A 26,013-nucleotide genomic window follows, 5' to 3' on the forward strand; every position below is an offset into this window, starting at 1 on the left:
CGGCCACTCCGACGCCGGTTGACCAGATCCGAAGCAGGCTTGCTCCGCCGCATGCCGATCCCGCGGCGTCTTCCCGGATCAAGACGCCGGTGTACCGCTCAAGTCGAATCAACTCTCCGAAAGGACAGCCGGTTAAGGTCTGGGGGGCTTCCACCGCTCAAAGGCCATCGGTTTCAGGAAGCTGGCAATCGGTAGACCAGCCTGCTGCCACTCGTCGAGATACTGACGTCGCGGCTTCACTCTATTTCGCAGCGCCACCACCGCAGAGAGAAACAGCTCGATTCCATTGGTCGCGTCAACTGGGATGGACGGATCTTTTGTCGAAATCCAGTTGTCGACGTTCGTGTTTCGGGTGCCTTTGGGATAGCCGTGGGCAAATTGAACATGAAAATAGTTGTGATCACCCACAGGCGCCGCGGGCTTGTCGTATCGGTAGGCGAAACATCTTAGCTGTCGAGTGCCCATTACATCATTTGCCTTGGCCGCGTAGTGGAGGGCATTGACCGAGACCAGCGGCCAGGGTCGGGAGAAATCCAGATCGACCGAGAGAAGTGGAAGGAAGGTGAACTCACCTTCCTTGAAGGGCGTGAGGAATACGTAGCGGTCGTCATCCGACATGTGCCCCTTGCAGGCCGCCGTTGGAAACTTCGTCTCAAGATAGGCTCGGTCCGCCGAGGTGTGTAACCGCGCAACCTGTGTCAGGATTGCCTGCTCGGCGGCGTCATAGCTCTGGAAAGGCTTCTGGAAGTCCGGAAACTGCAGCAGCAGCCCGCGGAGGTGGGCGTATTCTTGGCTCAAAGCGCAAACCTCAGCTGGGGCTGATATTCGATCTCCGGATTGCGCTCCTTCCGCACGAACCTCTGCACGAATGGCGAGGCTAAGTCGGCAACGAAGGGCGTCACCTTCTCCGGCGGCAGGAACCGCGATGCGTCCTCTACGAATCGAAGGCTCAAATCGGGTGACGTGGTCTCCTGGTTTTCCGGAATCCGCTCGTCGCTCAGCAATTCCGGCCGCCACCAGGCAGGACGCGAAAGCCAATCTACCTTCGCGTACGCATTCTCCTTGACCGGATCCGGAAGCGCCAGTGCATCCTGCCACGCTGGGGTTAAAGGCACATCACTCAGCACGTTGAGGTTGTGATCCCCCAGAACGGAGGGGTACCTTGAGAGGAGCCTCGGCGCATCAATTAGCAGGTCCTGGGCCGCCAGGATCATGTGTTCGAGCCACTTCGAGATTCTAGACGCCGCGACTTTCGCGACCACACGGTCGTCGAAGGGTTTGTCCGACAGATCGAAACCGTAACCCGATTTGCGGACGAAGGAGTCGAAGGTGACGTCGTCTCCGCCCAGGAACTGGCGCACATTCCTGGGGATGGCACCGATGCGATCGTCCAATTGCAGATGCTTGAGCACGTTGGCGTCGAGAGCCGCGGTGACTTCCGCAGTTAATCGGTCGAGCCTGGCCACCGCGTCGGGAAGCACTGGCCAGACCCACGGACGGAATTCCGGCCATTTCTCGCGGCGCCATAGTCCTACGTTGGTGGCTTGCCTGAGTCCTATATGAAGATCGGCATGGGCCTCGGGATGCCCCCGTAGTGTGAGATCGAAGCGGTTCTCTCCAAATTGGTTGAGGACGACGATGTACTTGGCATCGGAGTAGCAGCGCGCCAAGTACGCCAGACGATGACCTGTGAGGCCGCGGGCGTCACGGAGGTGGACGAAATTATAGTCGATCAACAGCAGGTCGACACAATCCAGGCGGTGCTCTCCCCAGGCAATTGCCTTCGTCCCGTCTGCTACGGTCGCACGTCGACGGGTCTCTAGCTCTTCGGCGAGACATATCACAGCGTCTCCCGCAACGACGTCGACCGTCGAGCCCTCGGGAGCGAGTTCCGCGAGGTGGCCTTTGAGGCCTGCAAGCGGTTGTTCAGTATCGTCGCAGATCAGGATATTCATGAACGACGTCCTTAACGCCACGACAGTTCGAAGGCTGTGGAGAAACCCTCAGTGGGCTTTGTGAATCGAACGCGGCAATTCAAGTTGTTGGCCACCATCCGAACGATCGCGAGGCCTAGGCCGGTGCCCCCCAGGCCCATCTCGCGGCGCGCCGCCGAAATCTCAAGCCGACGTAAAAAGGGCTGAAAGAGATCTTCTGCTACGTCGAGGTCGACTCCGACACCCGTGTCTTGGACCAGAATTCGATGGTTGCCGCGCGCTTCGGATGCCGAAACCGAAATCATGTGCCGAGGCGTATCAAGCATCGCGTTAGCCGCATTGATGAACACGTTCTGGAAGATCGCCGACCATTCCGCCACTGTCCCGTCTGGGAAGCGCAAGTTGTCGGGAATATCGAACTCGAATCTCGTTTCGCCGAGCAGCGGCGCTACGTTGTGGGAGATGGTCTCAATCACGGCTCCCGCCCGGAGCTTTGCCCGATGCTCTCGGTTCTCTGCATCGTTCAACGGGGCAAACAGGGCGCGTGTCTGACGCGCCCGCTTGATCCAGGCCTGCAGCGCCGCCCCAGATTCCGCATCGTTGGTGGACCTGCCCGAAGATAGGCGCGCAGCGATAGACTCCAGATCGACCAGTTGCTTGTTCGCTTCGTGCTCATATGCCAACGCGGCAATACCTGCGGTTGCGAGAGCGCCGAGCAGGCCCATCTGCTTGACGGCGTTTTCTGCTTCCGTCTCTGACGCGCTGACTGCTTCTCGCACCTCCGCGGAAATCGCCCGGTATACAGGTGACGGCATTTTTTCCTTGTAGGAGTCGAGAACTTCCTCGACACGCCGCACGCGAGCGGAGGCGACTTCGCCGATCCGCTTCTGCTCGGTCGCTTCCGGTGCCATCCGGACCGTTTGTCTGACCGCATAGAAATCCAGCGCATAGCGAACTGCGTCTCGTAGCGCCCGATACGAGGGATTATCGACGAGCCGATCTCGCGAAGCTTGGATCTGCAGGTATTCGTTGAGCCGAAGCCGATGCTCGCGGACGGCGGCTTGGCGTTCCCTGCCCGTGTCGACATTCACGACGCCATAGACCCGTGACATCGTTGGTAGGTTGTTCAGGCCCTGCTCAATCTGAAGTTCCGCGGGAAGAAGCTTGGATGCCGACAAGCGGTGACTGTGGTCGATCTCGGTTTTCAGCCAGTCCGTATCGGGACCATAGTATGGGAGGTGGAAGCCGGCATCGTAGATGTGGACACCGCCATAATCCTTCAGGTACTGCCGAGCCTGCTCCACTTGCACGCCGAAGCGTTGTTTGTGATAGAGACTGAAAACTCGAATCTCAAATTCACATTTATGCAGCTGGCAATTCTTCACCACATAGTCGTGACGCTCGGGATTCTCGCCGGAAAACTCAAGCAGGAGGCGAAATCTCCGGGAGCCCTCCAAATCTCCGGAGACTGGCTGAAGGATTCGACCCCGCAGCCTTGCGCTCCAGATATCGAGATTACGGCCAATCTGTTTCTCAAAGGCGGCTTCTATGTCTGTATCAGGATGAGACAGGCTTATAGCGAAGTCAGACGCGCCCTCTCTTCGGAACGGCGGCTGAAGCTGCCAGACCTGCTGGGCAAGCCCCTTCAACTCGGGCTCCTTCCAGATCTGGTTCAAGCTCTCAATCTTTATCTCCGTGCCATGGAAGGCGTTGCTCGCGTAGGGGGCAGTTCTCTTTCGCTCCACGTAGTTGACGCGAGCCTTGGTCAGCTCCTGCGCGCGCGTTGCCACCGACCAGTCCAAGGTAGCTAGCATTTCATTCGTGGTATCGCCGCGCGGGGTCGTGCGAAGCTTGAGCTTCGAGCCGAGGAACTGGACGGCTAAGCGACCGATTCCCTTGCTGCCGGTCGGGCGGCGGCCAAATTTGGTCTCGGTAATTTCCTGTTTGTGCGGAGAGCCTACCCGCATCCAAAAATTCTGGAAGGTAGACGTGGACATACCGTCGCCGTCATCCGTCACAATGATCTCGTCGTCGTCGAAAATTACTTCGACGTTATGAGCATCAGCGTCGTAGGAATTTTTGATAAGTTCCGCGAGCGCAATGTGGGGTTGTCCAACCAGACGTTCACCCAGTTCCCGCAAAAGCGCGGCGTCGACCGAAAACTCGAAATGCGGCATCAGGCCCCCCGCTCAAGCTGAGAACTTAGGACGCTGAAGTGCAAAAACTTCTTCAGGTGCTTGCGCGAGCTCCGTCCGGCCATACGGCCGAGTCTCATGGGATCAGCATCCCCGATGAATCGTGCGATCTTGTTCGCACACTCGACGGCGCTATTGGCGACAGCGCACCCTTGGGTCCTCATTCCGTTCACAGACGCGGTATACGCCTCATGCTCTGCGAGTTCCGGCACATTCTTGATCGTGACGGGAGTAGGCCACCTGTACGCAATCGGGCGCCCGGCGATTGCGCTCCCGAATGCGAGGACGGTTTGTTGGGAGGCTCGCCCGACCAGGATTCTAATCACCGCTCCCCGACTGACATTTTCGAAATTATCTGCGTCGACAGAGCCCATATCGAACGGATGGGATACGGAAAAATCGTGTTCCTCGTACGGCCGCTTCCAGCTCGGGGCGAGACCGAAACCAGCACGGAAATAGAAGCCGTCGGCCTCAAAACCACTGGTTGGGCCGTCCCCCCCACTGAACAGGTGCATGCTAGCTACGCCCATGAGGTTCTTGATCGTGTCCGCGTCGTGATCGCAGCCTCTCCTTCGAATAATATCGCTTAGGTATTACCTACGATTGAACGGGACGCCAGGTCCAGAGCTCGTGGAGTTCGCCAAACGGCTCGCGGAAAGGTCGTGTGTGAATCGTGTTTGGACCCGGGGTGTTGGCTCGGGGCTGGGCCCGCTCGTTGCCAGCCCAGCTGGTACCAGCCTGCGGCTCTCAAGCGGACACCCCCAAGGTGGCCGCTGAGCCACGACGCGTTCAGAATCGCGCCGAACGTCCACTTTTATGCTTATTAGGTCTCAAGCGGACGGGCTGCTTATGGCCGCGAATGGTCACTCAACAGAGGGGCCGTCGTAGTAGCAGAGGTTGAGATTGGTGCCGCACCCGACCATGTGCGCCTTCAATATGAACTGACGCAGCGGTATATGGACCTCTTCGTAGTCGTCGTCGAAGCCAGCTCGAGCTACGATGGACTCGTCGAGTTCGCAAGCGAGGCACGTTTGCATGAGCATCAGCAGGATGCGACTCATATGCTTGTGGCGGTCGATGACCGCCTGTTGCACGGCATCCAGACGTTGAGCATGCACGGACTCGTTGTCAGGCCATGGCATAATCTCGTTTCCGTGAGTAACATGATTTCTAAAGGCTCTGACGAGCTCGGCACAGTACGAAAACGTATCCTTGTGTCTGGGGCCAGCCTTCGTCATCGACGCCGACGCAAGTCCATTGTCCATGTCGCCGACGAGTCTGCAAGCGGCAAGCGCTTCATCACGAACCCGCTTCAAGTCAAGATTCATTGGAAGCGTTTCATCGAGCTTTGCCATCAAGGCTTTGAATGTAGTTGCCTCCTTCTGCTTGAGCGCACCACCTCCATTCTGCTTGGGATCTTTGGAAATATTAAGCTTATTCGGCCATGTTTTTACTAAGCACTCGAATGCTGTCCACAAAAGCATGAACCTGATGTTCGCTAGAATAAGATCGTCAGTTGACTTCGAGGTGAGGCTATCTAGTAAACTCCAGCCGCTACAGTAGCGCCCGCTCTCCGGATCGAAGAAAGATGTATCTGACGATATCGAGTTGATGCTTTGTGCTAGGAATAGATTGTATTCCATCTGAGCCCAATGAGTTTTGTCTTCATTGAGTGTTCTCTTGTCGCCATTTAAATTTACTGCAGTTCGATATATCCGGGCTATGTGCTCGCGAAGGGGTAGGATCTTGTCACCGGCCAACGACTCCATATTGATTGCATCCTCTGGCTGTGATTTGGTTATAATCGATCGACTGGACCATGGAACAGCAGTTTCTTAGCGGGCCGCGGCGATACATCTATAACAAAATCGATCTAACCCTCTATGAGAGGGGGCGATGTGTTCTAGATCAGAAATGCATAACGCTGTGTTGCTTACCGAGGCCATGCAAGGGGGACGGGGTTCAACGGTTAAGTTTCAGTTCGTTGGGCGTGAGTAGTTGAACTTTAGCGGACCTCCGCCTTCCTCATTCTTGTGCTTCAAGCATCCGCAAGAGGTGCCGAGCTGCGGCACTCGAAGGTTTGGGGGCGCTTCAAGTTAGGCCTACGAGTGGCTCAATGCCGGCCGTGAAGCATTCCCTAGAGCTGGCGTCATCTCACCTGACCGGCGATACAAGCAGGTAACGCGTCGTGGACGTTCTGCTGCGGATTGAGAGTGGACAAAGACTTTCGCGGTTCGATGCGCCACGGATCGAGCGCAATCCGCAAATGTTTTCGAACGATCCTAGTGCGATGGCTCAGACGGATCGTTCAGGGGCTCGGCTGACGGCTGCGAGGATATCGGTGGCGGGTTTGGCCCAGACGAGAGGTCTGGCGCGTCGATTGTGCTCGGCGATGTAGCGTTTGATCGCCGCCCGCAGATCGACGACGCCGGTGAAGGAGCCTCGCCACATTCGACGACGGGTGAGCGCTCAGAAGAAGCCCTCGACGGCATTGAGCCACGAGGCCGAGGTCGGGGTAAAGCGGAACGTCCAGCGCGGGTGCCGGGCGAGCCAGGCGCGCACCTTCGGATGCTTGTGGGTCGCGACGTTGTCGAGGATCGCGTGGATCGCCTTGCCGGGAGGGATGGCGGCCTCGACGGCGTTGAGGAACCGAACGAACTCACTGTTCCGGTGGCGCTGCATGCAGCGGCCGAGCACGGTGCCCGCCAAGACGTCGATGACCGCAAAGAGCGTCGTGGTGCTGTGACGGGTATAGTCGTGGGTCTGGGCGGCGGGATGGTCGGAGGCGAGCGAACGGTCGGGGCGGGTCCGCTCCAGCGCCTGGATCTGGCTCTTCTCGTCGATGGACAGCACCACCGCTTGGGCGGGTGGGGCCATGTAGAGGCCGACGACGCCGGGATCCCTCGAACAGGTTCGGTGGGTGCCCGTCCTCGACCTTGGCGGCGAAGGCCGGGTCGCGCGAGCGCTTGAACGTGCGCAGTCGATGCGGCTGGAGGCGGTGAGCGTCCCAGATCCGCTGCACGGCACGCAACGAGATCCCGACTGCGCGGGCCACGGCCCGGCCGGTCCAGTGGGTGACCTCGCCCGGCGGCTCTGAGCAGGTCAGCGCCAGTACCTCGGCCACCGTCGCAATCGAATGGGGCGGCGTGCCGGGCGGACGCGTCTTGTCGCGCAGCAGACCTTCGACGCCAGCCTCGGCGTAGCGCCGCTGCCAGCGTCACACTGCCGGGCGGCTGACGCCCGCCCGCCGGGCGACGTCCTGGACATTCAAGCGCTCGGCTGAGAGCAGGACGATGCGGGCGCGCTGGGTATGTTTGAGCTGGCGGGAGCGGTCGTTGGCAATCGCATCCAGCCGTGCCGCGTTGCTCACATCGAGAAGCACACAGACCGGCTCAGCTATGGCCCAGACTCGCACGTCTCATCGTACGCGTGAATCCTCTGTCCGCGTCACTGCACTAGATATGCTTCGGCAGTCGAGATCGGTCGCCAGCGATCACACCTAGCTTGGCCATGTCGGCCGAATCGGGGAGCACGCACATTGTCTGAGCCATCGCTCAAACAAGCGTGCATCGGCCGATGCCAAATTCGGTTTTGATGGGACCACCAGAGTACGCCAATTGGTTGGCATCGGACAACGCTTGGCTCCGCCGCCCTGCGGAGTAGATCTCAGTAAAAAACAGTGCGATTGGTTTTGGTCTCTCAATTTCCGAATTTGCGAGAGACGTCGATTTGCCGACGGCAGTTAGATAGGACTCTGGGCCGATAGGTAAAAACGCATGTCTGTCTTTTCCTTATGACCCAGACTTGTGGATAACCTCGCGTTTTCTTGTTCCGGGCATTGCATGGGGTTTTCTGCTGCTGTGTCGAAGAGGGAAGGGGGCTCGGTACGCCGGCTGAGCAGTTCAGCATTCAAAGTGACATCGCTGACGCCCGCCCAGAGCTCGGGCGACCGCAAAGGGCAAGAGAAGGAGTAGACATACTCCTAGGAGGCCGCGCGGGTGTCTCGCCCGACACCGCCCAGCCACGTTTCACGCTTCGAGTTTTGGCGTCCGTGACAGGCGTGGAAGTCGTCCGTTCGGCCGGGGCGGGCGTCATGCCGCACTCGTTGGCAACAAGTGCATCGAACCCATGCGAGCCGAGGGCATTCTGATCCTGATGTCCTCGAACCCGCAGCCTAAAACACAGCCGGTACCTTTCCGCAAAGCGGTGGCGCTCGGCGGAAAAGCCGTCTCCTTGGAAACCGATGCGTTCCGCTCGTCCCTGATGGCCCGCGTGCGGCAGCGAGGTACCAAACCGGAGACGGCGGTCGCGAGCATTCTCCGGGCTCTCGGGCGTGGCTATCGGAAGACCGTCCGGAAGCTTCCCGGATCTCCCGACTTCGCGAACCGCAGGCATGGCTGGGTGGTGTTCGTGAACGGGTGCTACTGGCACCATCATCACAATTGCCGCAAAGCCACCGTACCGAGCCGAAACCGGGAGTTTTGGCGGGACAAGTTCGCCACCAATCGGAAGCGCGACGCGCGGGCGATCCGCAGCCTGCGCGAGGATGGCTTCCGCGTGCTCCTCGTTTGGGAATGCGAGACTAGACAGCCGGAGCGGCTGACGGCACGTATGCTGCGCTTCTTCGAGCATCTGGACGGACGTCCGGGGAGGAGGGTGGAGATCCGTGCGCCGGGGATGGGAGGCGGGCGGACTCCGCGGCGCGCATCGGCGAAGACCTGACGTCCACGCCCGCCTTTCGGGTCGAGGAAGCGAACAGGAGCGCCACCGGCGCATGAGTCGGCCCTCCGGGGAAGGCCCGTACACATCGATCGCGCCGCCCGGTATCGAGGTTCGGTCCAGAGATCGAGGAGAGATCTCAGGAGGATGCCGGCATGGCTCCGGCACGCGACGTCGGTCGATGTGCAACCGCATCGCGACGGTCTCGGTCTCCGACCGCGACACCCGTATCGTTCCAAGTCAGAGTGGTGCCGCCGGGACCACTCCCGGTTTCGCGAGCGAGCTCGCAGCAGAGACGTCGCGCGGCGATCGCCGCGACACCGGCATGTGGAACCCCAGCCTCGCCGGTTGCGACGCCGTCGGTGACCGTTCGCCTCCCCGGAGTGCGGTATCCCGAAGGTAGGATCGAGACGTACGCCCTGCCGTGCTCCGTCCCCGACCGGATCGCGACCGTCGGACGATCCGAACCCCCCACTTCCTCGCAGGCATCCAGCATGAGGACGTGAAACAGTCCCGACCACTCTTCCGCCGTCCCGGCAGGCAAGCGCAGATCCTCCCCGACGGCTGCGTAGTCGAAGCGTACTTCGGGGTGGAGCGCGACGGTTCGGGCGCTCGCCTCCTTCAAAACCGAGACTAATCGTCTGCGGGTCCGACGGGTCGCGGACGTCGCGGATTCAGGAACCGTCGATCGTCCCGAAGCACTGCCGGAAGCGTCGAGCAGCCGCTCGAGCAAGTCGGCGGCTTCGGTCGGGTCGACGCTCGCGGAAGACCTCAGACGCTCCGCCAGAGTTTCGAGTTCCCCGCGATGCTCGTCGACCCAACGTTCGCGTGCGAGTGCCGCGAGGCCTGTCAGCGCCAGAGAGCCGAGGCGCTCGGCCTCGGCCGCGGCGCGTGCCGCCTCGGCATCGCTCGCGGCTGCGGCTCGGCGGATCTGGCGCGAGAGCGCTCGGTGCACGCCCGCCGGCATTTCGTCCCGCGCGGCGTCGAGGATTTCTCCGATCCGGTCGAACCCGACCTTTCGGGGCGGTCGGTCGTGTCCCCCGGAGAGGACGCTCTGCGCCGTGCGCATGGTCTGCTGGACGGCATAGAAGTCGACGGCGTATCGCACGATGTCGCGAAGCGACCGGTAGGTCGCGTTGTCGACGAGACGGTCGCGCGAGGCTTGAATCTGCAGGTAGCGGTCGGATCTCAGACGCCGCTCGTTCCTGGCCACGACCCATTCCCGGCTCGTGTCGACGTTCACCACGCCGTACACGCGCGACAGCGTCGGAAGGTTGTTCAAACCGCGGTCGACCTGGAGTTCCGCAGGCAGGAGTTCCGAGCGCGCCAGCCTGTGACTGTGGTCGATCTCCATCCGCAGCCAGTCCGCATCGGGACCGTAGTAGGGTAGGTGGAATCCGGCGTCGTAGATGTGCACGCCCCCGTGCTCGCGGAGATAGCGGCGGGCATCCTCCACCCCGATCCCGTATCGCTGCTTCCGGTGGAGACTGAACACCCGGATCTCGAAATCGACCGCATCGAGATCGCAGTTTTCCATCGTGTAGTCGTGCCGGATCGGATCCTCGCCTGCGAACTCCAGCAGCAGTCGCGCACGGCGGAACCCTGCCGGATCTCCCGAGCGGCGCGGCAGAAGGCGCCCCCTCAAGCGTGCGCTCCAGATATCCAGGTTGCGCCGCATTTGCGTCTCGAAGGCTTCGACGGCGGAACGGCGCGCGTGCGTCAGATCCACCTTGAAGCCCGCATCGTCCTCGCGCCGGAACGGCGTCTGAAGCTGCCAGATGCGTTGGGCGAGAGCCGCGAGCGCGTCCTCGTCCCAATCCTGATTGAGGCCGGACACGACGATCTCGGTCCCGTGCGTGCAATCGCCGGCGTACGTTCCCTGCCGAGCCTCCTCCCGAACCTCGACGGCTGTATCCGTCAGGGTTCCGGACCGCGCCGCGGACGACCATTCGATCTCGGCGCGGAGCTGGACGTCGGGAGTCTCTCTGGAAGTCGTGCGGATCGACAGTCGCGTTCCGAGGAATTGTACGGCCAGACGGCCGATCCCCTTGCTGCCCGTCGGCGCTCGATCCAATCTCGTCCGTTCGATGCTCTGCTTGTGGGGAGAGCCGATCCGCATCCAGAAGCCGCCGAACTCCCGGGCGGTCATGCCGTCCCCGTCATCGGATACGACGATCTCGTCGGGGCCGAACGCGACGGCCACGCGCCCGGCGTCGGCGTCGTATGCGTTCTTCACGAGCTCGGCGAGTGCGATGTGCGGCTGGCCGACGAGGCGCTCGCCGAGTTCCCGCAGCAGGGCGGCATCGGCCGAGAAGGCGAAGCGATGGGCGGTCACGGTCCGGCCTGCTCGGGTCTCTGTTCCGTCGGGATCCGGTGATTCCGGAATGCCAAGTGTCTGGAGATGCTCCGCCCGACGACCCGTCCGAGCTTCGGGGGAACGGCATTGCCTATCAGTCGCCCGATCGTGCGCATCTCGATCGGCCGACCTCTCGGAACGAAGGCGTACTCGCGCGGAAAGGTCTGGAGGAGCGCCGCCTCGCGCAGCGAGAGTGCCCGGTCCTGCTCGGGATGACCGAAGCGGCCACTCCCGAAGGCGTAGGCCTGCGTCGTGATCGTCGGTGCGGGACGGTCCCACTCCATCCGCCCGTAGACCGAGCGGTAGCCGCGCCCTTCGCGCCGCGTGTGGCAGGGAGCGACGAGTTCCGACTTCCAATCCTTCCACGATCCTCCGGGCCTGGAGGCGCGGATCCGATCGTGATTGATTCCCGTCAGAGCGCTGGAGCGGTGGAGCGGATCGCACCTGTCGGCCTGTCCCGCCTTCAGCACGGGCATCGGCGAAATCGTGTCGCGCACCGTCGCGGGCGAGGAACCGAAGCAGCCCGGATCGACGAGCTCGATCGGTCCGAGCCTGGAGGCCAACACGATGAGCCGCCGACGCTGTTGGGGAATGCCGTAGTCCGTGCACTCCACGATGTGCTCGGAGACCAGGTAGCCGGCATCCCTCAAGGTATCCAGAAATCGGCCGTGTACCTCGTGCCTCACGAGTTCGGGCACGTTCTCCATCGTCACGATCTCGGGTCGGGTCTCGTCGACCAGTCTCCCGAAGGCTTCGAGCAGGATCCAGCGTTCGTCGCGCGGCGCATTCCGCCGGTTGTAGCGGGAGAACGGTTGGCAGGGCGCGCAGCCTGCCAGGACCCGAACGTCGCACCCGCGCCAAGCCTCTTCCAGATCCGACGCCTTCAGTGCTCCGACGTCGGCGAGTTCGAATCGGGCGAAGTTGTTCGCCTCGTAGGGGTACCGGCAGGCCGGATCGAGGTCGTACCCGACGAGTACTTCGAGCCCTTCGGCCTCCATTCCGTTCGTGAGCCCTCCCGCTCCGCAGAAGAGGTCGACCACACCCGCAACCATGGACGCTCGCAAAACTCGATCGCACTCTCGATCGTTCTCGAAAGGACGACCCGGCCCGAGGGCCGGGTCGCGACTTTAGCATGCCGCGGAGGGTCGATGCCGTTCGGCTCCGTGCCGTCCACAGTGACGAACCGGACCCGACAGGCGTCCGATGTGCCACCGGCGGCCCCGTCACCGGCGAGAGGCCGCGCCGAATGGACCGATCAGACGTCGCGTGGCCTTGAGCGCGCGTTCTCCAGGGCTTTCACCGGCCTGCGGGCGGCGTCGAAGGCGTCGACGAAGTAGACTGGGCCTCCGGCTTGCGCGATCGCGCTCGCCAGGGGCTCGGCCGCACGTGCCGGACCGTCGGTGCGCCAGAACGGATGGACGACGAGGTAATGCTCGACGTTCCCGGCCCGCCGGACCCGCAGGGCCGGCAGCCCCGCACGCCCCAGAGTCGTCGTCGTACGTTCCGTGGAGTTCTGACGAGCCAGTTCCTCGGCGACGGTGGCGGCGATGCGAGGCCAGTCCGCGAGTTCCCTGTGCCGTGTCCAGTCGCCATCCAGGCCGGAGCGGTAGTCCGGGTCGACGAACGCGCGGAGGAAACCGAGCCCGAGCCGCCAGTCGAGCAGACCGTGGTAGGATCGGTTGCCGTAGCGCTGGAGACATCGGTAGCAGGCCCGTGCGCAATCGGCCCTGTGATCTTCCGCGAAGTACGAACCGACGAGCGGATCGGCGGGCTCGTCCAGCATCGAAGCGATCAGCCGGACCACGATCCTCCGTCCGTCCGCCTCGCTCTCTCCGAGCCGACGGCAGAAGCCGGATCCATTGACGAGGAAGTCGGCGATCTGAAGAAGCGGAAGGCCCTCGCGCAGACGCGGTTCGAGCGCCTCGAACTCCTCCGGCGCCACGTCGAGCTCCAGAGCCGCACGTTGAACGATCAGCTGAGTGGCGCTGATTGCAGCTGCACGGACGCTCGTCTGCCACGTCTGACGTCCGATCCGGTCCAGCCCAAGACCGGCCGGTATCGTTCTTAGGCCGATGTAGATCGCCTCGGTCTGCTTCCGCGACAGGAGCCGGCGTCCGGCTTCGACCCCGATGGCTCCCGGCTGCCAGCGCGTCGGAGCCTCGTCGACGACGTCCGTGGCGACGAACTGGTTCTCCAAGACAGTGAAGTGGCCGGCGCCCGTGGGCAGTCCGAGCCGCCGCTGGGTCACGTGCCGCACGTCGTAGCCCGCACGCCCGCCGCCGGCGTCGCGCGGACCCTCGTTGAGGCGGAGTACGGTCGCTCCCGTTCCCGCATGGACGGCCATGTTCGTGCCGGCGACCGGCTCGACCTCCAGGCGGTGGATCGCCGCGGTGACCGTGCGCCCGACCGATTCGACGCGGGAATCCTCGTCGACGGGAAGCGGCCTGAAGCTCGTGCGGAAGCCGGCCGGCACCACGAACTCGCGGAATGCGTTCGCGTCCAGTTCCGTCGAGCAGTCCTCGCAGACCACGTCCGTGAGCGGCAGATCGGGTCTCGACGTCGTGCCGCCGCACGTCCCGCACTGCGCGAGGTAGTGACGCTCGGACCACCAGCGGTCGGAAGGTACCAGAGGCGGGAAGAACTGCGTACCGGGCAGCTGTCGGGGGTTCTGAATGGGCGCGGTGAAGCCGATCGACTGGTGCCGCCGCTTGTCGCGGACGAGTTCCTGCCCGGGGGCGAACTCGTAGATCGCGACGTCCAGATCGCGGTCGACCGTGTCCCACTCGGCCTCGCCGGCATTGACTGCCTTAGGCCCGATGTAGAGCGCCCGGACACGTGTGGGCATCCCGTACATCGGCAGCAGACCGTATTCCGCGAGAAACTGCGCGAAGCCACCGCCGTAGACGCGCCCGGCCTCCGTCAGGGCTGTGATGCGTGCTACGAGGACGTCGGGATCCATCGCGGCCAGGAGCGCGTCCCTGCGCCCCTCGCGACCCGCGGCGAGCACCGCCGCGAATCCATCCCGGCGATCGATGGTCTGTCGCAACGCTCCGCGCAGGCGGTCGGGCCAGGTGCTCCCGTCGGCGTAGTATGCGGTTGCGGGTATGTACTCGCCGTGCACGTCGGGCGGAGCGTCGTCGCCGAGGTACCGCGGACCGTCCTCGTCTCTCAGGACGGAAAATGCCGCCGACAGCCAGACCTTCCGGAGCAGGCGCTGCGGGATGTCGAGATGGTCGGTCGCCAGGAACGGCGGCGGGGGCCGATCGCCGGTCATCGACTCCGGATGACGGAAGTAGTGCAGGTCGTGGCTACGGCTCCGGCACAGCGTCGCCACGAGCGAGAACGACTGGCCGCGTCGGCCGGCGCGTCCGACACGCTGCTGGTAGTTGAAGCGTTGGGGCGGCATGTTCGCCTGATACACGGCCTGCAGCGGGCCGATGTCGATCCCCACCTCCATGGTCGTTGTCACCGACAGGAGGTCGATTTCGGCCGCAGCCCGGTCGAGTTCGGGCGTGGGGCTGGCCGCGTCGTGAATGAAGATGCCCTTGAAACGGCGGAGACGCTCGGCCGGCTCGTCGGTCTGACCGGTGAGCTCCTCGCAGCGCAGGCGGAACGAACCCGTCCCCTCGGCGAGCCCGCGGTCGATCTGACGTGCCAGGAAGTGGCGGTTCCAGAGCTCCTCCACGACGCCCGTCCGTTCCGTCGGAAGGGCGCTCCGGCACCGGGTGCAGACGCCGGTCCCCCGATGGAGATGAACCCGGTCGCAGTTTTCGCAGCGGTAGTACGGGTCGCCTCGGTCGGAGAGCCGTACATGCAGCGGCGCCGCGTCGACGATGCCGTTCGGATGGTTCCTCGCCCGGAAGGCCTCCAGAACCCTCGCCAGCTCGCCTACGGGATCCGTAGGATTCGTAGCCGCCGCGAAACGCCGGACTCGATTCGTCTGCGGCACCTGGTCGGCGGACGGCCAGAGCGTCGGATCGCCTGCGAGCACCCACTTGTTCGAACTCACCCGGTACGCGTCCGAGAACACGCGCAGATAGGCGTCCAGCCGGTCCGCGTCCGGCTCCGCTTCGGCGAACAGGGTCGGATAGCCGAGCCCGGTCTCCTCCAGGGCGAAGTAGGTCTTCGCGAAGAGCACCTCGTCGATGTGCGGGATCTGCTTCTGGTACACGCGGTCGCGTGCCGTCTGGAGTTCGGCAGCCTGCGCACCGCTGGTGCGCCACGACCAAGCTCCGTCGGACTGCTCGAAGAGCCGCTGCCAATCGAACCCTTCGATGTCCGAGATGCCCACCTCGTCGGTCGGGTGGACGCCGAGACGGATCATCTCGGCCAGCATAGGGTTCGTGCGACGGTCGGCTCCCGCGTCTGCGATCGCGCGCTCGACGACGCTCCGGAGCGGAATGCGGCGGGGATCCGTGTTCGTCGGCAGAGCCTGGAGGCGGACGGTCAGAGGACCGACATGGTCGAACCGTCCCTCCGCGACGGCGAGTTGCATCGCTTCCTGGATGCGCCTGCGTTCGGCCGAGACGTCGACGGCGTCGCGCTGCCGTCGGAGCATCTCGATCAGGAGGCGGCGCCTGAGATCCTGGTGGTGGCGCCTCTCAATCTGCAGCGCGGCCTTCGCAGCCTCTTGACGGCTGTCCGAGAAGACAATCGCCTTGGCCGCGACGCCGCTCGCGTGGAGCAGATCGAAGAGTTCGCTCGCCAGGAGCTGGGACGTCTTCGCGAAGCCGGTGCGGAAGCTCCGGATCGGGGAGAAGCGTTCCTTCTTACGCTGCGTGTAGTCCGTTCCGCAGGCGGGGCAGCAATCCGGGCCGGCCGTTCCGCGCGACCCCGAACGGCGATGATGGCTGAAGGCTCCGGTATGCCGGTAGAGACGACCGGGCACGCGGGCCGGATCGTCGATCTCACCGTTCGGCGGGGACACGAGTCCGGACCGGGTATCCAGAACCGCGGGCTCCCACAGTTCGCCGCCGGGCCGCTCCGGATCCGGCTCGCGACGCGAGGGCCAGAACATCGCGAACGCGTCGTAGCTCAGATCCTCGTAGTGACCGCTCGCCGCGCCGTCGGGGAGGTTCTCCAGATCGGGCGAAGCCGGAAGGAGCTCGACGGCGGCTGCGCCGTTGCCTGACACCCCGCGCATCCCGCCCACGAACGCCTCGCCGCAGGCCTCGCAGTAGACGAGCTCGAACGCACGTCTGAAGCCGTACTCGGCCAACTCGGTGTAGGTCGTTCCCCGCTCCACCGTCACGCCGTCCCAGACCGTCGCGCCGCCGGCCGATCTCGGCGTCGCGAAGAGCCCCTCGATGCTCCGTACGAACATGTGGATGCGGAAGCTCGCCGTCGTCTCGCGCGGCGCCTGCCATCCGTGGGCGGCGGCTCTGTCGCCGAGACCGCGCAGAATCGTCAGTCCGCGAAGCGCCTCCGCACTGAGACCGGCCTCGCCGAACAGGCGCCGGGCCACGACGTCGATGCCGGTGGCCCGCACATCCCGGGCGTCGCCCGTCGCCGTGCAGGCGTGGACGAGGGCCGCAGCCGCGGCCTCCACGGCCGCACGGACCGTCGCACCGAACTCGGCCGGCGGCTCGCCCAGGAGGGCGCGGTGTGCCGCCGAGACGGCTTCCTCGATCGCCGGACCGGGCTCGACGGTCCGGGCGAAGCCGGAAGCGCCGAGGAGCTCCGCCAAGCGGGCGAACGGAGCCGGATCGAGCGGTAGCGCGGCCGGCGCGGGAGGCAGTTCCGGATTGCCCGGAACGATGCAGTCGCGCCAGAACGCCTGCGTGGCGGCCGCTGGCGCCCCCGGAGCGGCGACGGTGCCGAAGGGACCGAAGAAGTCGTCGAGATAGCGGAAGCTCCGCTCGCCCTCGGGACCACCGGTCGGCAGAGAGGCGCTCGAAGCCAGGATGCGCAGCTTGTGGCGGTGTTCCGACTGCGCGAGCCCGAGACGCTCCACGAGGGCCCGCACGAGGCCCGCCACCTCCGTCCCCGCGGAGCCGCGCACGAGATGGAGTTCGTCGAGGACGAGGAAGAAATAGGCGTCCGGATCGCTCTCGATCCAGGCACGGGTGCTCTCGAAGATCGGTGCGTCGACCTCCCGGGACAGCATCGTGCCGAGCATCGACACGTTCGTGACGAGCAGATCCGGTGGGGTGGCCTGCATGTCCCAACGCGTGCAGAGCTCCGCGCCCAGGGTGGACGGGAACAGGTAGCGGGTGGGATCGGGTGCCTCGCGGTTCTCCCGGCGGGCGCGCGCCGCCTCCTGCTCGTCGAAAAGACGGGCCTTTTCCCGATCTTCCTCAATCGTCGTCAGGCGTCGCGACAACTGCTCGGTTCTGCGTTCGACCCGTCGGGCCTCCCTCGCATCGCCCGCCCGCCTGGGATGCTGGAGATGTCCCGTCACCGGCGTGGCGCTGGTGTAGCGTCCGAAGAATATGCGGTTTCCGGCGAAGCGCCGGCGCGCCACTGCCTCGGCCTCCGGCGAGTCCAGAGTGCGGCGCAGGCGCGTCATCTGATCTTCGACGAGCGCGTTCATCGGATACAGGATCAGTGCCCGCACCGCCGCCGGGCGGTTTCCGGCCTCGCCCGTCCGCCGCGGAACGAAGCGCTCCGGCGCGTCGGTCCACCAGCGGTCGGCGAGATACCCCGGTGCGGGCGCACCCCAACGCACGGCTTCGGCCGCGACGGTCGCCAGGATCGGAAGCATGAAGGACTCGGTCTTTCCCGAGCCGGTGCCGGACGTGACGATCCCGGGGCGCCCGGGTCGGGTTCCCCTTTCCAGCATCTGCATCTGGTGTGTGAAGGGATCGAAGGTGCCCGCACGTCCGACTTCGGCCCCCGTGGCGTCGCGTCCTGGAAACAGGCCGGACAGCGCCAACTCGGCGAAGGCCGTACGTGCGGGACGCGGGAGATGCCCTATGGGATTGCCCGCGAAGTCCTCCGCGAGGCGTTCCAGTCGGTAGCCGCACGGTCGATAGCGGGGCACGGGTTCCAGGAAGGGCACCGCCGCGAGATGGCCGGCCGACCTGAGGAGCGCACCTCGCGTGTCCGAGAGGTCGGCGTGCCGAATCCGGAACGCGGTGTCGAGATAGGAGACGAAGAACTCGCGGAGGCGGTCGAAGCCGCCGATCGGGTCGAGCATGGGTTGAGTCCCGGGTTCCGTTCAGGTCCGTGGGGAGGAATTGCGTCGGGCGAGGCGGGCGAAGCTGCGCTCCAGCGCCGATCCGCCCGGATCGGCGTGCGTCCGCGCCCGAATCTGGATTGCGGCGTCGCGTGCGAAGGCGAAGGCCGCGTCCGCGCCCATCGTCGGGAGGGCGGACCGCAGGAGCGCAGCGGCCCGTACGGCGGTGGCGGGATCGATTCCCGGCGATTGCACGAGATCAACCGCCAACCTCTGCAGCGAGGCCGGATCCACCGGAGGCGGCGCGACGAAGACGAGTCGGGTCGGAGCAGGCGGATTCGACGCCACCGCGGCAGCTGCGGCTCCGGCCTCCGCACCCGCGAGAATCGGTACGGCGCTCCTGAGGACCTCAAGAGACGGGCCGCGCTCCGGGCCGCTCTCCATCAGGGTCGCGAGAACGAGCAGGTTCGACGGTCGATGCGGAGAGGAGAGCCGGGCGACGAGGCGGGGCAGCCACAGGCATTCCAGCGCAGCGTCGAGATCGTCGAGGACCACGAGTTCGACGCGCTGCGGATTCCGGACGGCCGACGACCACGCCCGGGCCAGAACGGTCGGACCGCCTCCGACGGACTGCCGCCACAGATCGTCGAGGCCCAGCGTCGCCGGGTCGAGTGCCATGCGTCGGGCGAGCCCGCCGGAGACGCATGCGGCATACGCCTCTATGAAACGCTCCGCCTCCTCGCCGAACAGGACCGGAATGCCACCGGAACGTGCGACCGCATCCAGCTCGACGAGAGCCCCCTGCCGAAAGCCCGCGGAGCGTTCCCGAGCCGTCAGCGCGGCGGCAAGGTTCGTAGCCTCCAGATCCTCGCCCGTCTCCATGGCCGGCACCGACCACGGGGCTGCCGCTTCGGCAGCCGCATCTGCGATGCCGAACCTGACCGCCACGTCCGTCGTCTGGCGGAATGCATCCGCCGTCCGCGCGACGGTCGTCAGAAGCGCCTCGACGTCGCCGGCGAGCCCGGTGCGGTGCTCCTCCCGCTCCCGCGAGAGTTCGGCGAGCTCGCGTCGGCTCTCGTCCCTGCGCGCCGCGGCGGCGGCAACCTGCTCCTCCAAGTCACGAAGCACCGCACGAGCCGCCGCCTCTTCCACTTCGATCTCCGCACGGACCATCGGCTGCAGCTCCCGTCGCAGATCGACTACGGTTCGCGCGTGAAGAGCCGCGATCTCCTCCTGCAAACGGGTCTGCACCGCGGGTAGCTGGAGCAGCGTGTCGCCGAGCTCGGTCGCGGCGGTCAGACTCGCGGAGAGCACCGGCGTCGCGTCTCGAAGCCGGGCGAGCATGGCTTCGTTGGAGTGCGGATCGCCGGCCAGCATCTCTCCGTCGCGCAACGCCGTGACCAGACGTTCGATCGTCCTGAGCGAGATAGTCGCCAATTCTCCGCCCGACTGGAGCGGAATCGTCCGGCGGATTCTGCGCAGCACCTTCGGCAGGAAGACGAGGTCGAGAGACCAGTCGATGGTACCGGAGGGCGCCTCGAACTCCGCCGCGGGCAGCAGGAAGGCCCGGCGCCCGATCCGAGCACCTCTGTGGCGCGCGGGATCGAACCGATGGACCTCCAGAGTCTCCAGCGCCACGTCGGCGGCCGGCCTCCAGAGTCCGTCGATCTCGCTGCGCGCCAGTTCGAGTCGAACCGCCCGATCCACAGCGAACACCACGACGACTTCGCGCGTCGGAGTATGTGGCAGGTCCAACCCCCGCTCCACGACGGCGCGTCGGGCAGTTTCCGCGTCCGCGAAACCGAAATCCAAGATCTCCTTCGGCTCGTGCAAGTCGACGGCGACGAAACGGTCCTCGCCGCCGCGGCCGTTGGGCTCGCATCGGAAGAGCCAGAGCGAACCTTCCGACGATCCGACGGCGGGCCGATCGAGGGTGAAAACGGATCCCGCGTCCGGAAAGGTCCGCCTGCGGTCCGTCACGGCGACCCAACCGTCGCCGGCGTTCGACAGCAGTGGTTCCAGACGCGTGAACCGCTCGTTCCGGAACATGCACCGACCGAGATGGAACGTTCGATTATCGGTTCGTTTGGCGAGCATGGCTGTTCAGAGCACCGGACGGAGAGCGGCGGCGGGATTCAGGAGGGCCCTGCCGCGCGGACCGAGCTTGCGGCTCAGTCGGTACCGAGCGTGATCCGGAGCGGGTGCCGAACCTGCGACGGCCGCGCCGAAGATGGCGACGAGCTCTCGGGCGTCGTCTCGGCTGCAGGGATAGGCGTAGGTCCACTCGCCGGTTTCGCGTCGGATCGGTCCCGAAGAAGCCAGATGTGCGAAGCGGAGAGCGCCGACGATCTCCGCCGGCAGGTTTCCCTCCGCCCGCAGCCGGACCAGTTCGTTCTCGGCGTGATGCAGCAGAGGAATGCCGGCGCGCCGATGCGCCTCCAGGATCGCCGCCGTCCGGCTTTCGAGGACGAGATCGCCACTGGCACTTCCGGAAATGCGGTAGACATCGCGCGCGTCGCGCCGCGGGCGGACCCAACGCTCCAGACGCACGCTTCCCGTCGCACCACCGGCTGCCGCCAGAAAGCGCCCGCGCTCCCAGCACCAGATTCCCGCGACCATCCGGGCTGCGAGAGGATGGATCGTCGAGGGCCAGCAGGCGGGGGCCGGTGCCGCTCCGATGCGGGGTAAGTCGACGATCGGCACTCCGGTCGCCGCGGCGACGGCAACGAGATCGGCGCTCCGGACGACCATGGTCGGCACCGACCACGGTCCCCGACCGGGACGGACCTCCGCCGCGGCACCTGCTCGGCGACAGGCGGCCTCGAAGCGGTCGAGACCGGTCGCGCACCAAGCCCCGTCGAGAACCGCCGTCCGGTCGTCGCGACGCAGGAGCCGCATCGGACGCAGGATCCAACGTCTGGCTCCCCAGCGGGGGTCGAGACGCGGCTCGACCCATCCGCCCTCGCGGAGAGCTCTCAGGACATCCCACGGACGTGGTCCGCCCCCGCCCCCGCCCACTGCGCGTCGGAGCAGAGGGAAGAGGTCGGCCTCGGACCAGCCGCCGACGCCTCCGGCGTAGACTGCTTCGAGCAGATCGTCGCGGCAGGTTTCATCTTCCGAGGGTGCCGCGGGCGGAACATCGGTCGTCCGAGACCCGAGAATTCCCGGCACGAGGACGAGTTCGACCTCGTTTTCCCATCCTTCCGCCGAACCGGCTCCGACATTGTGTTCGAAGGCTCGGTCCACGAACGAGAGCCGCAACTCGTTCTCAGTACCGCTCCCTTCGATCTCCCGAGCGGTCAGGCGCCATGCGCCGGCGACCGGTGCTTCGGCGACGAGGGGCACTGGTCCCCGAGCCTCTGCAGCGAGGCCGAGTTCACCCCGTTCGACTCTCGACGCCTGCAGGGTCAGCGTCGCGCCGTCCGGTGCCGCGACCACGGGCAGGAAGGTCGGACGCCCCAGGAAGCAGGCACCAGTTCTGATGCCGCCTTCGATGCGCAGAGAGCGGAGACGATCGGACGGCTCCAGCGGCTTGCCGATCCTGCCGAGGATCTCCTCGTACACTCCGATGGGGATCTGAGAGGACAGCCACCATCCATCCGCGGCCGCCTGCCATATGCCCGGATTACCGCTCGACCGGACGGCGCCATGGCGGCCCAGAATGCGGACGGGGCCCGAGTCCGGAGATGCCAAGAACGCCCAGACGCCCCAGGAAGTCTCGACGAACGGCATCACGCCCCTGTCGAGTGCCGCGACGACGCCACGAAGACGCCCGAACCCGCCGAGGCGCGCTGCCGCTCCGACCGCTTCGATCATCGCCTCGGTGGAAACCGTGCATGAGAAGCCCGCTTCTGCATCCGGCCTCAGACCGAGACCTGGGATCTGAGTTCTGGCCGAGAGCTCCACGAGGGTTTCGTCGTCGAGGCCGGCGATCAATCGAATGGAAATACCCGCCGCGGAACGCTCGTCGCCTTCACCGATCGACGCCAGCGTCCGTCGGATCAGAACCCAGAACGGGTGATCCGCCAGGAGTCTCTCTCCGCGACGGTAGCGCATCCCGAAGTCGAGGAAGGCGGCGACGAAGCCTTCGGACCACGGCAGCCCGTCGAGACGGTTCCTGACGAATTTGATGACGCAGGTAGGCGACGTGAACTCGGCCGCATTCCAATCTGCCGCGAGTTGTTCGAGGCGAAGACGATCCAGTCGCGACGGGAAGGCGATCCGCACGGACTCGCCGATCTGCGTCATGTGCCCGCGATCGGGTAGGACGACGCGCCGGAACGGTTCTCCTTCGAGACGTCGCGCGTCGCACCATTCGGCGAGCCGTCCCCAGAGGAGTGGCAGTCCCCGCAGATCGGAGATGGTCGCCTCTGCCCCCAAAAGCGTCCTCAGACGCTCCCGGTAGACTCCGGCGTTGCAGCCTCCCGTCTCTGCGGCGGCGACGAGGCAACTGAGGAAGAGATATCTGAACCAGCCGGGAGCTTCGACGCCAGAATAGGTCGGCCTGGAAGCCCCGCTCAGGACGTCGCGCAGCAGGGAAGGGCTTCCGAAGGACCCGAGAAAGGCGCTTCGAACGTCCTCCACGTGGGCGGCATCGGCTCCGACGGCGCGTGCGAGCTCCTCGCCCGTGGCATCCACGAACGCGAGCGGCGACGCCCCGAATGGCCCGTCGCATCGGAGATAGTGCCGCACGAGCGCGAGTTCCCACTCGCGACCATTGCTCGGAAGAGCCCCTCTCGCCACGTTCCCCCGCCGTACCCGTTTGTTCGGGCACTCCTCCAGAGCGATACTACAAGTTGCGCATCTGTCGTCTACCGAAGAAGTGAGATTGCGGGTTGCCGCGAGACGAGTCGGCGGTGCGACGTTGCTCCGGCGCGACACCCCGGGGCTTCGTCCGAGACGAACTTCGCCGGCGTTGACGTGTCGGAAAGCCCGATTGTGTCACGCTGTTGGCTCCACAGAAGATTGGGCAGGCCGATCCTCGCCGAGGCATCCCTGCGAGCCCAATCGGACGTGGCGAGCCCGGCGTCGGCTCAGCGGCGAACTCTCACCAGCTCCAATCGGTATGTACAACTTCGGGCGATGGCTGGATAAGATGGCCCGATGTTCCTGAGCATCTTCGACATCTTCAAGATCGGCGTCGGACCGTCCAGCTCGCATACCATGGGACCTATGCTCGCCTCCGCGCGTTTCCTCGACGCGCTCCGCGAGCGCTAGGCCCGCGCACCTGACGCGCCTGCGCCGCTGCGGATCGAGGCTGTCCTGCACGGAAGTCTCGCCTTCACCGGACAGGGGCATGCCACCGACCGGGCGGTGGTTCTCGGCCTGCTCGGGTTTCGTCCCGACACCCTTGATCCGGACGAGGCCGTGCGCCGCGAGGCCGCCCTGCGCGCGAACGCGTGGATCGACGTCGCGGGCCTTCCGCGGATCCGCTTCAATGCCGAGACTGGGATCGTGTTCGACTACGGGCCGCCGTTGCCGGGCCACGCCAACGGGATGATCCTCCGCGCCTTCGACGCCGAGGGCGCGCCGTACTTCACGGAAGCCTACTACTTGATCGGCGGCGGCTTCGTCCTGACTGCGGAGGAACTGTCCGGCGACGACATCAAGGCGGTCGATGCCTCGGTGCTGCGCCCCTATCCGTTCGGGAGCGCCGCCGAGATGCTCGTAATGGGCGCGGCGTCACGGCGCAGCATCGCAGCCATGAAGCGGGCCAACAAGACGGTCGGCCGCGGGGACGCGGAGCTTGATGCCGGCCTCAATCGGATCTGGGCGGTCATGGATGCGTGCATCAATCGTGGTCTCGCCACCGAGGGCACTCTGCTGGGCGGCCTGAACGTCCGCCGCGCCCGGCGCATCCATCAGGCGCTGCTCGCCGAGCGGGGCTCCAACACGGTCCAGCCGCATGTCGCGAGCGATTGGCTGTCCGTGTACGCCATGGCGATCAACGAGGAGCATACCGGCGGGGGCCGCGTGGTCACCGCACTGACGAACGGGCGGCCGGCGTCGTCCCTGCGGTCATCCGATACTACCGCGGCCACTGCATCGGCGCGAACCAAACCGGTGTTCGCGATTTCCTTCTGTCGGCCGCGGCGATCGGCGGCCTGATCAAGACCAACGCGTCGATCTCCGGTGCCGAGGTTGGGTGTTAGGGGGAGGTCGGGTCGGCCGCCGCCATGGCAGCCGCGGGACTCTGCGCCGCGCTCGGCGGCACCAACGAACAGGTCGAGAACGCCGCCGAGATCGCGCTTGAGCACCATCTCGGCCTCACCTGCGATCCGATCCGCGGACTGGTCCAGGTGCCGTGCATCGAGCGCAACGGCCTCGGCGCGATCAAGGCTGTCGCCGCCGCGTCGCTGGCCCTTCACGGGGACGGCAGCCACATCATGCCGCTCGACAATTGCATTGAGGCGATGAAGCAGACCGGACGCGACATGAGCGTCCGCTACAAGGAAACGTCGACCGGCGGACTCGCCGTTAATCTTCCGGAATGCTGAAAGCGGTAGCGAGAGCTGCACATCTTGCGTCGGCGCCTGCTCGCCACCGCCGTCGGGCATTGTCATCGAGTTGGCCGTGTCCACCTGCAGGAATGCAGTTGATCCTCGAACAGCGAAGCTGGAATGCGAAGTTGTCGGCCGGTTCCGGCCGAAGCTTGCGTGCCGGCTACCGAACCGACGAGATGTCGAAGGCCACCATGCCTTCTACGTACGCCGTCGATCCGTCGATGGACGGCAGTCCGGCAAGTCGACGCGATACGTGAAAAATAGGGTCACGAAAGCGCGGGTGAAAGAATTGTGAGTTTATTTCGGAACGGCCGGCTCCGGGATCTTGAGGCCGAGATAGGTTCCGGCGCTCAGCCCGAGGAGACCAATGAGGGTGGTGTCGAACACGGGCATCATGAGTTCCCGATAGCTTGTCACGCTGAATACGGCACCCAAAACGATTGTCCAGGCAAAAAGCTGAAATCTGTGAAAGCTTACACCATTCAGGTCGCTGATAACATCTATAAACCACCATTCAGACTGATTGGTTAGTTTGCGATAACGTGAGATCGCCATCAGCCGTTTCTCCGTCAGCTCCGATGTTTTTGGTACCAGAGCCCGAAGCTCGGTGGCCCGGGCGCCGGGATATCTTCCCTTGAGCGTCGCGAGTCGTGTCTCGCCCGGGGTGCCTGCGCCCGGTGGTGTCGCCTCCAGCCGGGCCAGTTCGATACGCTCTGCGATAAGAGGCGGCGGATCTCCCAGAGCAGTTGCTTCCTGCAGGAGCCAATCGATCGGATCCAAGCCGGCGAGCGCATTCAGATTGGAGCGCTTACTCTCATCGTAGCTGGTGAGTTTATCGCCTCCTAGGGTGTGAACCGAACCAAGCCGTTGCGGGGTCTGTCGTTTTGTGATTCCAGGCGGCCGTTCTGCGGCCTGGAGGCGGTGATGGCGGACCTGTTCTGGCTCTCGGATGAGCAATGGGCGGTGATCGGACCGTTCATGCCCAAGGATCAGCCCGGACCCGAGCGCAAGGACGACCGGCAGATCATCTCTGGCATCCTGCACGTGCTGACGTCGGGCTGCCGCTGGCGCGATTGCCCGGCCGCCTACGGCCCGCGGACCACGGTCTACAACCGCTTCAACCGATGGTCGCGGCGCGGCTTCTGGAAAGCCATGCTAGCCGCGCTGGCCAAGGCCGGATGGACGGGCG

12 protein-coding genes and 2 pseudogenes are annotated in these 26,013 nt (G+C 65.0%); 3 read left to right on the plus strand and 11 right to left on the minus strand.

What is annotated here, in order from left to right:
• Positions 1–132 precede the first annotated feature (132 nt).
• The 5 genes and pseudogenes from BM314_RS30230 to BM314_RS22885 form a co-directional block, all read right to left on the minus strand.
• A complete protein-coding gene (locus tag BM314_RS30230; protein ID WP_139237856.1) occupies positions 133–798 on the minus strand; it encodes a hypothetical protein in 666 nt (221 codons plus the stop codon).
• Positions 795–1,955: a hypothetical protein gene (locus BM314_RS30235; RefSeq protein WP_139237857.1), complete on the minus strand. Its 1,161-nt coding sequence runs from the start codon at positions 1,953–1,955 to the stop codon at positions 795–797. Before BM314_RS30235 ends, BM314_RS30230 begins: the two co-directional genes overlap by 4 nt.
• Before the next feature lie 11 nt (positions 1,956–1,966).
• Entirely contained in the window at positions 1,967–4,111 is a 2,145-nt protein-coding gene (locus BM314_RS22875) for an ATP-binding protein (RefSeq protein WP_091980398.1), read from the minus strand.
• An 881-nt stretch (positions 4,112–4,992) separates the two neighbouring features.
• The gene (locus BM314_RS30240; RefSeq protein ID WP_139237858.1) at positions 4,993–5,898 is read right to left on the minus strand and encodes a hypothetical protein; all 906 of its coding nucleotides are present in this window, start codon (positions 5,896–5,898) and stop codon (positions 4,993–4,995) included.
• Positions 5,899–6,424: 526 nt separating this feature from the next.
• Positions 6,425–7,529 (minus strand): annotated as a pseudogene (locus BM314_RS22885) (IS630 family transposase).
• 728 nt (positions 7,530–8,257) lie between these two features.
• On the opposite strand from BM314_RS22885, the gene BM314_RS22890 reads away from it, so the two are divergent.
• Entirely contained in the window at positions 8,258–8,851 is a 594-nt protein-coding gene (locus BM314_RS22890; RefSeq protein ID WP_244540009.1) for a very short patch repair endonuclease, read from the plus strand.
• 136 nt (positions 8,852–8,987) lie between these two features.
• On the opposite strand, the gene BM314_RS22895 is transcribed toward BM314_RS22890, so the two are convergent.
• The 5 genes from BM314_RS22895 to BM314_RS22915 all read right to left on the minus strand — a co-directional run bounded on the left by BM314_RS22895 (position 8,988) and on the right by BM314_RS22915 (position 23,013).
• Complete coding sequence (locus tag BM314_RS22895) at positions 8,988–11,183, minus strand: ATP-binding protein (protein WP_170868161.1); 2,196 nt, start codon at positions 11,181–11,183, stop codon at positions 8,988–8,990.
• Positions 11,180–12,244, minus strand: a complete 1,065-nt coding sequence (locus BM314_RS22900; protein ID WP_244540010.1) for a DNA cytosine methyltransferase — start codon at positions 12,242–12,244, stop codon at positions 11,180–11,182. Before BM314_RS22900 ends, BM314_RS22895 begins: the two co-directional genes overlap by 4 nt.
• A 215-nt stretch (positions 12,245–12,459) precedes the next feature.
• Positions 12,460–18,342: a DEAD/DEAH box helicase gene (locus BM314_RS22905; RefSeq protein ID WP_091980406.1), complete on the minus strand. Its 5,883-nt coding sequence runs from the start codon at positions 18,340–18,342 to the stop codon at positions 12,460–12,462.
• 21 nt (positions 18,343–18,363) lie between these two features.
• On the minus strand, positions 18,364–20,418 hold the full coding sequence (locus BM314_RS22910) for a hypothetical protein (RefSeq protein ID WP_139237859.1): 2,055 nt from the start codon (positions 20,416–20,418) through the stop codon (positions 18,364–18,366).
• A gap of 6 nt (positions 20,419–20,424) precedes the next feature.
• Entirely contained in the window at positions 20,425–23,013 is a 2,589-nt protein-coding gene (locus BM314_RS22915) for a hypothetical protein (RefSeq protein WP_139237860.1), read from the minus strand.
• A 411-nt stretch (positions 23,014–23,424) separates the two neighbouring features.
• Here BM314_RS22915 and BM314_RS22920 point away from each other — a divergent pair.
• Positions 23,425–24,818, plus strand: a pseudogene (locus BM314_RS22920) (L-serine ammonia-lyase).
• Between the two features lie 303 nt (positions 24,819–25,121).
• Here BM314_RS22920 and BM314_RS30245 read toward each other — a convergent pair.
• On the minus strand, positions 25,122–25,604 hold the full coding sequence (locus tag BM314_RS30245; RefSeq protein WP_139237861.1) for a hypothetical protein: 483 nt from the start codon (positions 25,602–25,604) through the stop codon (positions 25,122–25,124).
• 144 nt (positions 25,605–25,748) lie between these two features.
• On the opposite strand from BM314_RS30245, the gene BM314_RS22925 reads away from it, so the two are divergent.
• The coding region (locus tag BM314_RS22925; RefSeq protein ID WP_139237862.1) for a transposase at positions 25,749–26,013 on the plus strand (265 nt) is incomplete at its 3' end.

It is taken from the genome of Methylobacterium sp. 13MFTsu3.1M2, assembly GCF_900112625.1.
GTDB lineage: Bacteria > Pseudomonadota > Alphaproteobacteria > Rhizobiales > Beijerinckiaceae > Methylobacterium.

What these genes read in the sequence shown, in the direction of transcription:
- BM314_RS30235 (WP_139237857.1), bottom strand. Translation starts at nt 1,955, where the DNA reads ATGAATATCCTGATCTGCGACGATACTGAACAACCGCTTGCAGGCCTC.
- BM314_RS22875 (WP_091980398.1), bottom strand. Translation starts at nt 4,111, where the DNA reads ATGCCGCATTTCGAGTTTTCGGTCGACGCCGCGCTTTTGCGGGAACTG.
- BM314_RS30240 (WP_139237858.1), bottom strand. Translation starts at nt 5,898, where the DNA reads ATGGAGTCGTTGGCCGGTGACAAGATCCTACCCCTTCGCGAGCACATA.
- BM314_RS22890 (WP_244540009.1), top strand. Translation starts at nt 8,258, where the DNA reads ATGCGAGCCGAGGGCATTCTGATCCTGATGTCCTCGAACCCGCAGCCT.
- BM314_RS22905 (WP_091980406.1), bottom strand. Translation starts at nt 18,342, where the DNA reads ATGCTCGACCCGATCGGCGGCTTCGACCGCCTCCGCGAGTTCTTCGTC.
- BM314_RS22910 (WP_139237859.1), bottom strand. Translation starts at nt 20,418, where the DNA reads ATGCTCGCCAAACGAACCGATAATCGAACGTTCCATCTCGGTCGGTGC.